Origin of the sequence: Streptomyces sp. NPDC102467 (genome assembly GCF_044765445.1) — a bacterium.
Classification (GTDB): Bacteria; Actinomycetota; Actinomycetes; order Streptomycetales; family Streptomycetaceae; genus Streptomyces.
In genome coordinates this window covers 1-10,913 of record NZ_JBIWKA010000049.1, presented here as the reverse complement: position 1 = coordinate 10,913, position 10,913 = coordinate 1, and the positions used below count along the sequence as shown (strand labels likewise).

Here is a 10,913-nt window from a genome sequence, read left to right as displayed (position 1 = left end):
GGCGCTGACCGCTGACATGCTCCCGGCCGGACCGCGCAAAGCCACAGCCACCTGACCCCCATTCCCCAGGTTCCAATACCCGACTCCACCATTAGCGATCTACCCGGAAGACGTGATCTCCCATCACCGGGCCTTCATCGCCCGCCGCAGAACCGAGCGGCCCAGCGAGGAGTACCGCGAGCTCACCACCACCGAGTGGGACGAATTCCTCTCCCACTTCGAACTCCGCAAGGTCGCCCTGGGAACCTGCGGCCGCGACTACGCGACCCCGTGCCAGCATGAAAACGTCTGCGTCAGATGTCCCCTACTTCTCGTGGACCCGGCCCAGATGCCACGTCTCCAGGAGATCCACGCCAACCTCGTCGACCGCCTCCGGGAGGCCCGGGACCAGGGCTGGCTTGGCGAGGTCGCCGCCATCGAGACCACCATGGCCGCCGCCGCGCAGAAGCTGGAGGCCATGCGCGACCGTGCCGCCCAGCCGTCCACCGTCGACCTCGGCATGCCCGACTTCCGCCGCGACGCCGGACGAACCAGCGCCGAGCCAGAACGCTGAGCACCGACGCGACAGCCGGCGGAATGCCGGTCCGCTCATGGAGCTGGGCACGGCAGTGTCCACCTCGGGCTAAATGCGACGAAGAACGGGGTCGATCTCGGCCAGGGCTTCGTGCATCTGACGAGCCCCCAGGGCAACGCGGTCGTCAGTGTCCCGCAACATCTCCTCGCACAAATGCATCGCGTTGTCCCGGTCCTCGGAGAAAATGCTGAACACATCGTGAAGTGCGGTGTGGATCCAATCGCTGTGATTCGAGTCGGCGACTGCCAGTGCGGAGGCGACTACCGCCAACCCGATCCTGTCCTTTCGCCGCAGCACGGCTTCCGCGGTCACCCGGGTGACGAAGGTGTCACCTGCGTCGAGCAAGAGCTCCAGCAGCGGCCCGAGGGCCTCCTGCATCTCGGCGAAGCCTGCCAGGCCGTGACCGGCATCCGCCCGGTCACGGTAATCGTGGCTTCGCCCGAGCTCACGGAGTACCACGACAGCTGCATGCCGCCGGTCTCTGTCCACCCGCCTACTCACCCCTCCCGCGATTTCGGGTCAAAATACCACTGGGGCACCCTCCAGATAATCGCTTCGCCCCCGCGGATCAAGGCGTCATAGGCTCCAGGACATGCACAGCACCTTGACGGAGCACGCCCGGTGTCTCTACGGAGACGAGTTCGGACCGACGCCTGAGTGCGACCTCGACCACCGGGAGCACTACTTCGTCGAGGAACTGACTTTCGCTGACGCCGATTCGATCCTCGCCATGCTCCGTGAGCTCTGCCCTCACGTGGTCGATGGTCGTTTGCCGGTCTGGGTTCGCAACCTGTCCTACCGGTTGGTGCTCCTGCAGCGACCTGATGAGCCAGCGCTGATGCGCGAGGCTGCCGAGAACTTGTGGCTGCACGGACCGGACTGGGATCGTGTCGCGGCGGACCTGACGAGGCGCGCAGACGCCCTGGACGCCGGCTGAGGTGGGACGCGGTGTTCATGGAGCGATCCGGAGACTGATCGAGGCCAGCGATCAGGCACGAGTTGGCGGCGCGACACGCCCGGATACTCCCGGACGCCGAGATTGTTGCCCACTACTTTTAGCAACTCCGCCCACGATCGGCCCAGTCGGTCCGTGAGCTGGGTAGTTCGGATAAGCCTGCATTCGCTGCCCTCTTCTGCGGACCGACCCGGCTTACCTTCCCCGGCTTCTGGAGATCCGCGACAACCTCCTCGCCCGGATCGACGAAGCCCGCGAGCACGGCTGGCTCGGCGAGGTCGACGGCCTCAACGTCAGCCTCTCCGCCACCAACAACAAGATCGCTCAACTCGAAGAATCAGCACGCCGGACCACCGACCTCGGCATGCCCCGCTTCCACGACGTCGCCCCGCACACCATCATCCCGAACACCAGACTGCATCCCGATGCCGGCGCTTGAAGCGACCTGTCACTGGTTCAGATAATGATCGCCGACCGCCTTGACATCACCGGCGCCCGCTGGGGACTCGACGGAGCCGAAGCCGTCCTCCAGTTCCGTGCCCTGATCACGAACGGGGACTTCAAGGACTACTGGATCTTCCATGCGGCCCGCGAGCATCAACGCCTCTACCCCAGCCCTGACCAGCAGAACTACAGCCTTACAGCCTGATCGGAACCTTCACTTCAGAGGATCCGCACCCGAAGCGGAAGCTGTAGACATTGATGTACTGGTGCGCGTTGGACTTTCCCTCGTCCGCCGTCAGCACCTGCGGCTCTTGTCCATTGAAGGTGTTTGTCACATAGACGGTGGCCTTGAAATAGGTGCCACCGCTGGCGGCGTACACCCAGACCCAGCCGTCGGAACAGTTGTCCACCTGGACCTGAATGTTCGCGTTCGCGTAGTACTTGGTGCAGCCGGCCGCAGACGTGGTGCCTGCCGTGGCCGGCGATGCCGACACGGTGGTCAGTGCGGCCACGGTGAGACCCAGCACGCCAGTCGTCTTCGCCAGTTGGCCCGATAACGTCTTCACAGCAACAACTCCTCCGGAGAGCCTCCGACCTGTCCGTTCGCAAGCAACTCCAATGTCCCGGTGCAGCCGCACCGGTTGCATCCGTCATTTGACTACTCCGAACCTGTACGTCATCCCCTTTCGGGGCGACTCGTCGTCGGTGGCGGCCAGAAGGCGCGGTCAGATGAACGGTGATGAGCATCTGCTGCGCCCCCGGTACCGTTGGCCCCCGGGGGACTCGCCCTGCAGGAGCCCGCGCCCCGGCGAACTCCACGCACGGGGGCCCGGCGTGGCGCGCTGCTTCTTCTGCTCCGGCGACCCTCCCTGACGACTGTTCACGATGCCGGGCCGCCTCGGTGACGCAGGACCGGATCCGCTGCGCGTGCCCGTCGGACAGTGCGCCCTGCGGCCCTGTGCCGTTCGGAAAATCATCGTTGCTGTTTGGAGTGGGTCTGGCGAGCCCCGACAGCTTGCTTGGAGCCTGTCCGGGTGATCGTCTCATTGGTGTATCAGGTGGCTCGGAAGCTGCTCGCGGTCCCGGCGGCGCTGCTGCGCCGGGACGCCGTCAAGGATGCGGAACTGCTCGTGCTGCGCCACGAGAACGAGGTGCTGCGCAGGCAGCTCTCGGGTCCGGTGCGGTATGAGCCGGCAGATCGCCTGTGGTTCGCGGCGCTGTCCTCCCTGATTCCGCGGTGCCGGTGGGCGCAGGTGTTCCCGGTGACGCCCGCGACGCTCCTGGCGTGGCACCGCAGACTGATCGCGCGCAAGGGGGACTACAGCAAGCGCCGGAGGCGCCCCGGGGGCCGTCGACTGCGAGTGCGGTGAAGGCTCTGGTGCTGCGGCTCGCCCGCGAGAATCCGCGGTGGGGCTGTCGGCGGATCCAAGGGGAACGTGTCCGGCTCGGACACCCGGTCGGCTCGACGACGGTCTGGGAGACCCTCACCGCAGCGGGCTTCGATCCAGCCCCACGCAGGGTCGGGCCGACGTGGCGCGAATTCCTGAGCGCGCACGCCGAGGCCATCGTCGCCTGCGACTTCGTCCATATCGACCTGGTCCACCTACGTCGCGTGTACGCGCTGGTATTCCTCGAACATGGCACGCGTCGGCTCCACATCGCGGGAGTGACTGCCCATCCCACCGGGCCCTGGACGGTACAGCAGGCGAGAAACCTCGCCGCCGAGTTGGGCGTGCGGGTCGACTCCCTGCGTTTCCTGCTCCGCGACCGGGACGCGAAGTACACCGAGTCCTTCGACGCGGTCTTCGTGGCCGACGGCATCGTCGTCATGAGGACCGCGCCGCGGGTCCCTCGGGTGAACGCTCACTGCGAGCGGGTTATCGGAACCTTGCGGCGCGAGGTCCTCGACCACCTGTTGATCTGGAACGAGTTCCATGCCCGGCAGGTCCTCGATGCGTATGCCCGGCATTACAACGGACATCGCCCGCACCAGGCTCGGGGACAACTCCCGCCCCTCGCCCAAGAGCACCCGGCGTCTGGGACTAACCAGACCACTCACCGGCTCCTTCGCACCCGAGTACTCGGCGGCGTGATCAGCGAGTACAGATACACGGCTTGACCAGTGGCGACGAGTTTCCGAACAGCACAGGGTGGGGAAAGTGTCGACGCCACAAAGAATGTGATGAATTTGTGACGGCTCGCGCAGGCTTGAATCGCGTGCATGTCGGACTTTTTGGGCCTTATGCCTTTTGGTCCACGGTGGCTTCTCGGCGCGCAGCGGCTGGTGAAGGACAGGTGGTCCGGGCAGGGCGGGGAGCCCCCCGAGGTGAGCTGGCCATGGGCAGCGCCGCGCCCGTGCCTCACGGCCGAGCACAACGACAGGATGCTCCTCGGGGGGGGGGGGGGGGGGGGGGGGGGGGGGGGGGGCGCGGGGCGGGGGGGGGGGGGGGCCGCCCCCCCCCCCCCCCCCCCCCCCCCCCCCCCCCCCCCCCCCCCCCCCCCCCCCCCCCCGCCCCCCCCCCCCCCCACCCAGCTGGATCGCCAGCTGCTCCTGTGTGAGTGAAGATCAGGCTGCGCAGGAGGGCGGGTGCAACTCTGCGCCCGCCTTCGCGATCACTAACCGCCCGTGAGCCGAGGAGCAGGACCGTGCCGCACGGTGGCTGAGGGCAGCCCATGCAAAAGGTCGACACCCCTCAGTCCGCCGCAACGGGTGGCACGGGGCACCGGCCAACAAGGAACCTCCGGAAAGGTCTTGTTCCGAGGCTGTGGCGGGGCTCAGAGGTCCTCGTCCAGCTCGTTGAAGCCGGACGCGCCGGACTCGGTGGAGCCAAGTCCGGCCATCCCGAACATGCCGCTCGTGAGGAGTTCCTTCACGGGGATCTCGGTGGCGCCCGCCGGGGCGGTGATGTCGCCTGCCTTGCCGAACCTCAGGGACAGCGGGACCTTCGCTCCGTGGGCGTCGTCCGCGAGGGGGGCGATGTCCATGGAGATGCCGGTCAGGGTGCCGTCCTTGATGGCGAAGTCGACGGCGACCTTCTTGTTCGGCGCGTCTTTCAGGTCCTTGGCGGTGGGGAGTTCGGCGCCCTCGGGCAGTTCGTCGGAGATCGGTCGCAGTTTGGCGATGACGTCCGTCAGGAGTTTGCGGAACGGCGCCTTGGCGGTGACGTGCTCGGTACCGTTCGTGTCGCCCTTGTCGGTGAGGGTGACGTTGTTCTCCAGCGCGCCGCGCACGGCTTCCATGATCTTCTTCTGGGTGGCTGAGTCGACCGACTCCTCGTCCGCCTTCCCGCCGGCCTTCTTGCCGCTCCGCTCGGCGGAGCGCTCCTTGAGGTCGCCCGTCTGGAACTTGACCCACTTGCCGTTGATGACGTTGCGGAATGCCTTGCCCTCCTTGCCCGGGGGCAGGTCGTCGGCGGTGGGTGCGGGGAAGCCCGCAAGTTCGGAGAAGGCGTCGATGTCCATGCGGTAGTACACGTAGTCGCCGGACAGGCGGTACTCGGCCAGGACGCCCTGCGGGCCACTGATCCTCAGGCCGGCGCCGACGATGTCCTTCTCGCCCGAATCGGCAAGCGGCTTCTTGGACCGTACGGAGATGCTGATCCGGGACTTGGTGAGCGCCTCGGCCATCTCGGGCGGCAGGACCTCGTCGTCCGAACCCGCGAGTTTCGTCAGCGCGGCGGGTGAGGCGTCCAGGCCCAACTCCACGGACAGGGACGTGCGCTCGCCCAGTCTGTCCGCGGCCCGGTCGATCTTCTGGGCCGCGGTGAGGTTCTCCACGGTGCCGCAGGCCGCGGTCGTCGCGAGCAGCAGGACCGCACAGCCTGCCGCGGTCAGGGTGGTGTTGCGTATGACGCTGATGACGTACTCCCTGTAATCGCCCGCGACGGGGTCGTGAGGGCGCCGCGGTACCCATGTGACCCACGAGCCGTCCACATGGTTGTGCGGCGAACCGTCCAAGGCGGGCCTACGGGCGGACCTGTGATGCTCCTGTCCGGGTACGAGCCGCGGGCCGGTGTGGGCGGATGCGGTCCGCCTGGTCCGCGCGCTGACCCGTCCGCTGCCGGATGGACGGTCCTGTCGAGCCCGTGCTTGGCCTGGACGATGACCCGCTCAGTACGCCTGCCGGTGCCGCCGCGCAGTACGCGGTCCAGGGAGACTCGCGTCCGCGGTCCGTGCTCCGCCAAGCCGCCTGCCGCCTTCACGGTCCCCAGATTCCCGGGACCGCGTGCGGACGGAACGGGAGCCCTGCGCACGGAGGTACGCAAACTGACCTTCCGCGCCCGTTCCAACTCGAACGCCGAAGAAAGCCTGTACGCCACCGGGTTGGTCCCCGAACGGAGGGCCGCTGCGCCGGGCGCGGGCGAGGGGAGGGGACTGTCTCTGGAAGATCCGACTGGTCGGAACCTTCGTAACGGGCTCGAGAGCCCCACGCCGGGAACACTCCCATGTGCATCCCACGAAGAGGTACGGGAAGCGGGCCGCCGTTCCCGGCCAGCGACCAGCCTTGCTGCCCGCGCGAGATCGTTGGACTTCGTCAAGCAGGCGCTGTATGGCCTGCGTTGGGGGAAAATAGACGGATGGGGCGTGGGGGAGTACGGCGCGTGGGGGTCCTCTATGCGGGGCTGACGCTGGTGGCCGCGGTGGTGGCGATCGCGCTGGCCAAGCATTTCAGTCTGGGGGTGCCGCAGACGCTGGTCGGGGTGCTGCTGGCGCTGGGCCCCGGGTACATGGCGTGGGCGGCGTTTCGCGCGGACCGCGTCGAGGCCGGTGCGACGAGTGTGGAGGCGCTCACCGACCGGCTGGCGGAGACGATCGCCCGGCAGTGGAGCGATGAAGCGACGGTGCGCCGGATCAACGATCCCTACCCGCTGCCGGTGGCCTGGCAGTTCGAGGCGGATCTGGCCGAGGAGTGGGGGCTGTTGTGTGAGATGGCCGCGAACTGGCCGGGCGGGCCGCCGGGCGACCGTACCCGGTGGCCGGCCTCCCCGGCCGACCTGGCTGGGGCCGGCCCGGGTATCGGGCGCGTCTTCAGCGACCTGATCCCGACCCGCCGCCTGGTGGTCCTCGGCGGCCCGGGCGCGGGCAAGAGCGTGCTGATGATGCAGCTGCTGCAGGACTTGCTGAGCCGCCGCGCCAGCGGCCAACCGGTGCCGGTGCTGCTGTCGCTGGCCTCCTGGAACCCCGAACAGCAGCGCCTGCGCCAGTGGCTGGCCGCGGAACTGCGCCGCACCTACCCCGGTCTCGCGGCACCCGCCCCGGTCCCGGCCACCGCCGGCACCGTGCCCGACCTGGCGACCCTGCTGGTCGACACCGACCGGGTCCTGCCCCTGCTGGACGGACTCGACGAACTGCCCGCCGACTGGCACGCCCCGGCCCTGGACGCCATCAACCAGGACCTGGCGGCGGGACAGCCAATCGCCCTTGCCACCCGGACCCCCGACTACCAACGGGCCCTGAGCCACGGCAGCATCCGCATCAACGGCAGCGCCGCCATCGCCCTGCAGCCCCTGAACGCCCGCGAGGCGGCCGCCTATCTGCGCCGGGACGCCGGCGGCGCGGGAACCCGCGGCCCCGCACGGTGGGACACCGTGACCGCCCAGCTGGGCACGACGACACCGGTCGGCCGCGCCCTGGGCACCCCCATCAACCTGTTCCTGGCACGCACCATCTACAACCCGCGCCCCGGCGCCGGCCCCGTGCCCCCGGCGATAGAGCCGGCCGAGCTGTGCGACACCTTCCGCTTTCCCAGCCGCGCCGCCGTGGAGGACCACCTCTTCAGCGCCTACATCCCGGCCGCCTACGCACCCCACCCCTCCCGCCCATCGCGGTGGAACGCCGAACAGGCCACCCGCGCCCTCACCTACCTGGCCACCTTCCAGGAAGCCCACCGCGCCGGCAGCCCGGACCTGGCGTGGTGGGAACTGGCCGGCGCCCCCACCGCACGCCTGACCGCACGCGGTGAAGGACCACCGCGTTTCACCGACGCGACCCGCAGCGCACTGGTGGCCTGGGCCGTGACCGCCCTGCTCACGGACGTGTCCGTCACTGTCGGCGAGGCAGTGTCCAGCCACAGCGCCACTGACACGGCGCTGGCACCGCTGCAGGCCCTGATCCCCAGCATTTTGTTGGGCGGCATCTGCGCCTTCTTCACCGGATCGTTTGCGGCGGTGTCCAAACGGCATGCCGGGCAGCGGACCCGGCTGCGCTGGAGACCGGCCGCGGCGCTGAGCGTGCTGGTCGGCGCGCCCGTGGCGGCGCTGTCCTTCACCGCACTTGCCTCGCTTGGCGCCGGCGTGGTGGGTCCCGCGCTCCTGGCGGTCCTGCTGGGCACCGGGGTCGGCTTCACCACCGTGCTGGGGGCCCCACGCATCGTGCCGCACCCGGCCATGCGCATCAGGCCCAGAAGAGGACTGTGGGGCGGCTTCGTTGCGGGCGGGTTCGGCGCGATCGCCGCCTTCCGGACCGACACCCTATGGACCGGGCTACCCACCCTCTTCCTGGTCTGCTGGGTCATCACCAACATGTTCATGCTCTCCACCCCCGCGCCCGTACTGCAAGGCACCCTCGGCCCCGGCGCCCTCTACCACCACGACCGGGCATCCTTCCTCGCCGTCGTCACCTCCGTCACGCTGGGCCTGGCCACCATGATCGCCATCCTCACCGGTGACATGCTGTCAACCGCCTCCATCATCAGCGGCGTCTGCGGCGGCCTCGCCATCGCCCTCTCCTACGGCCTCGGCTCCACCGCCTGGCCCTACCTCACCCTCATCCGCAGCTGGCTGACCCTCCAAGGCCACCTCCCACCACGTCTCCTGCCCTTCCTCAAAGACGCCCACGAGAACCGCGGCGTGCTGCGCCGGGCCGGCCCCGTCTACCAGTTCCGGCACGTGGAACTGCAACGCCATCTGGGCCAGCGCCTGGCCGACGAACCCGAGGCGACGCCGGCGCAGATTGCCCGATGAGAATCTTCGTCGTCGCTGCGCGTCACAGGCACGCCCGCCCCGTGGTACAGGGAAGCTGGGCCGACCCGGGCGTGCTCGCGTGGGGCTCGCCGTCATGGGCAGGATTCCGGCGAGTACCCGCAGTTGTCGAGTCAGCCCTGGGGGAGTAGACGATGACGCCGCCCGTGCCCTCGTACCTGTCGCCGCGGAGATGGCGGTGGATCCAGTTCATCACCCGCCATCAGGAAGTGCGGTTCCTGTACTGGCCGCCGCGCACCCCGACCGGATACCGGAACCTGCGGATGCACGACCGGGCCGGCTACGAGATTGGACGGCTGGTGTGGGTGGTGTGCGACGACTGCCGCGTCGCCAGCATCAACAAGATCTCCATCGTGTTTGACCATCATCGTCAGGGACTGGGACGGCGCCTGGTACGCCGCGCGCTGGTCGATGGCCCCGGCTACCGCTGGCAGACCACCTTCCAGTCGCCCGAGGCGAAGAAGTTCTTCCCCGCGCTCCAAAACGAGCTGGGCGTCGAACTTCCCGAGCACGGTGGAGTGTGTGCGCACTTGAAATCCGGGCGTCGCCCGTGGACCGTGGGCGACCAGCCGCGCGCAGCCTTGGATCGCACTGTGTGACGGCTACGACACAGCCGGGAGCACGAGGGTCCCTAGCTGGCTACATTGCCGGTCGGGTGCGTGGCGTCCTGCAGCGCACGAAGCCAGGCCTCACAGAAGCCGGTGGCCCCCGTCTCGTCGCCGGGAATGTGGAACAGGAGTGGGTCTTCGGTGAGTTGCTCGGTCAGTGCGTCATAGAGCTTGTCGAAAGCCGAGCCCAAACAGGCGGCCAGGCCCTCGGCGTACTGCTGCGGGGTCGGGCTGATGGAGATCATGTGGTCCAGAAGCGGAAACATGCCACGTTCGTCGATCCGGTTCCGCAGCGCGCGCAGGGCAGGCGTGTCCGGCAGGAGGAGCCCGTGGAGCACGTACATCGCGTAGAACGACTGCAGGCCGGTCAGCACGGTCCGAGCCCGCAAGAGCTGTGTGCCACTGGCGCGTTGGACCGGGCCCAGCATGTCCACGATCTGCTGCAACAGCCCCCAGTTCACTGGTGGACTCTCGCCCCGCTCGGCTGCGCCCAGCATGTCGGCCCACTCCTGGACCGTCAGCCCGAACATGCCGATTGCGGCGAATGCCTCCGCCAGGGCCTCCGCCCCGACTTCTTCCGCGCCCAGACAGGACACTGCGACGAGATGCACGAAGCCCGCGCTCGGTGAACCTGCGGGGATTTCGGTGTCAGCTTCGAGAACGGAGCGCACCAATGCGGGATGAGCGGCACCGCGGTAGGGATGGGCGGCCAGCATCCGCCCGGCAACCTCATAGACCGCGTCCTGCCCCTCCTCGCCCCCGGCTTCAGCCGCACGCGTGGCAGCCTGCAGAAGTTGCTGCGACATCGAGCCCCGCATCACCCACACCACGGCGTCACGCACCGCAACCACCGGCGGTTCCGGAACCCGCGCTGCTCCGGACTGACGGTGCTGGCCAGCCTCCGCGAACCAGTCCAGCACAGCCAAACGCCGGTCACGCCCCTGCCGTAGGTGCCGCGCCAGCGCCGCGGCCATGTCGACCACGACCGGATCGACTGCCTCCACGACCGATCCGCTGCCGCGCCCCAGACCGCGTCGCCGATGCCGTGGCAAGAGCCCTGCCCTGCGCCAGCTCTCCAGCTGGCTGGCCGTCACCACCAGCCCACGCGCGCGAGCTCCAGCTTGCGGGTGTGGAAGTGTTCCTGGAACTCGCGCCATTCGTCAGCCGTGGGTTCGCGGTATTCCTCTGCGGGCCGTGTCGTTCGCCGCTGGTCGAGGAAGGCCCGGTAGGAGCGGATCAGATCCTCCTGGAAGACGGCTAGGCGCTGTTTCTCGGATCTGCTGACACGGCATGGTCGTTGAGTTCAGGCTGGGGGTATGGGCCGTGGGGATTTAACGAATGCGGAGTGGGAT

The 10,913-nt window shown here is 68.6% G+C and carries 8 protein-coding genes and 2 pseudogenes; 6 read left to right on the top strand and 4 right to left on the bottom strand.

All coding sequences use genetic code 11. The features are described from left to right. The first annotated feature begins 112 nt into the window (after positions 1-112). Positions 113-553 carry an integrase gene (locus tag ACIREE_RS42095; RefSeq protein WP_404164825.1) on the top strand — a complete coding sequence of 147 codons (441 nt, stop codon included), beginning with the start codon at positions 113-115 and terminating at the stop codon, positions 551-553. Between the two features lie 69 nt (positions 554-622). Here ACIREE_RS42095 and ACIREE_RS42090 read toward each other — a convergent pair whose 3' ends face one another. After that, the gene (locus tag ACIREE_RS42090) at positions 623-1,033 is read right to left on the bottom strand and encodes a hypothetical protein (RefSeq protein ID WP_404164823.1); all 411 of its coding nucleotides are present in this window, start codon (positions 1,031-1,033) and stop codon (positions 623-625) included. A 133-nt stretch (positions 1,034-1,166) separates the two neighbouring features. Here ACIREE_RS42090 and ACIREE_RS42085 point away from each other — a divergent pair, with 133 nt between their 5' ends. Both ACIREE_RS42085 and ACIREE_RS42080 read left to right on the top strand, forming a co-directional pair. Next, entirely contained in the window at positions 1,167-1,511 is a 345-nt protein-coding gene (locus ACIREE_RS42085; protein ID WP_365536394.1) for a hypothetical protein, read from the top strand. 481 nt (positions 1,512-1,992) lie between these two features. Continuing rightward, a pseudogene (locus tag ACIREE_RS42080) lies at positions 1,993-2,178 on the top strand (ISKra4 family transposase); the annotation flags it as partial. Here the strand turns inward: ACIREE_RS42080 and ACIREE_RS42075 are convergent. Further along, a complete protein-coding gene (locus ACIREE_RS42075; RefSeq protein WP_404164821.1) occupies positions 2,168-2,539 on the bottom strand; it encodes a hypothetical protein in 372 nt (123 codons plus the stop codon). The pseudogene ACIREE_RS42080 and the gene ACIREE_RS42075 overlap by 11 nt on opposite strands. Positions 2,540-3,007: 468 nt before the next feature. Here ACIREE_RS42075 and ACIREE_RS42070 point away from each other — a divergent pair. Continuing rightward, positions 3,008-4,092, top strand: a pseudogene (locus ACIREE_RS42070) (integrase core domain-containing protein). 656 nt (positions 4,093-4,748) lie between these two features. On the opposite strand, the gene ACIREE_RS42065 reads toward ACIREE_RS42070, so the two are convergent. Further along, the gene (locus ACIREE_RS42065; protein ID WP_404164819.1) at positions 4,749-5,930 is read right to left on the bottom strand and encodes a hypothetical protein; all 1,182 of its coding nucleotides are present in this window, start codon (positions 5,928-5,930) and stop codon (positions 4,749-4,751) included. Positions 5,931-6,574: 644 nt separating this feature from the next. Between ACIREE_RS42065 and ACIREE_RS42060 the strand changes: the two genes are divergently transcribed. Further along, positions 6,575-8,935, top strand: coding sequence for an NACHT domain-containing protein (locus ACIREE_RS42060; RefSeq protein ID WP_404164817.1), 2,361 nt, complete (start codon positions 6,575-6,577; stop codon positions 8,933-8,935). Positions 8,936-9,087: 152 nt separating this feature from the next. Continuing rightward, a complete protein-coding gene (locus ACIREE_RS42055) occupies positions 9,088-9,552 on the top strand; it encodes a hypothetical protein (protein WP_404164815.1) in 465 nt (154 codons plus the stop codon). A gap of 32 nt (positions 9,553-9,584) precedes the next feature. Here ACIREE_RS42055 and ACIREE_RS42050 read toward each other — a convergent pair whose 3' ends face one another. Continuing rightward, positions 9,585-10,565, bottom strand: a complete 981-nt coding sequence (locus ACIREE_RS42050; protein WP_404164813.1) for a hypothetical protein — start codon at positions 10,563-10,565, stop codon at positions 9,585-9,587. Between the last annotated feature and the right edge of the window lie 348 nt (positions 10,566-10,913).

Excerpts from the sequence above, each read along its gene's own strand:
- ACIREE_RS42085 (WP_365536394.1), top strand. The coding sequence starts at position 1,167 with ATGCACAGCACCTTGACGGAGCACGCCCGGTGTCTCTACGGAGACGAG.
- ACIREE_RS42055 (WP_404164815.1), top strand. The coding sequence starts at position 9,088 with ATGACGCCGCCCGTGCCCTCGTACCTGTCGCCGCGGAGATGGCGGTGG.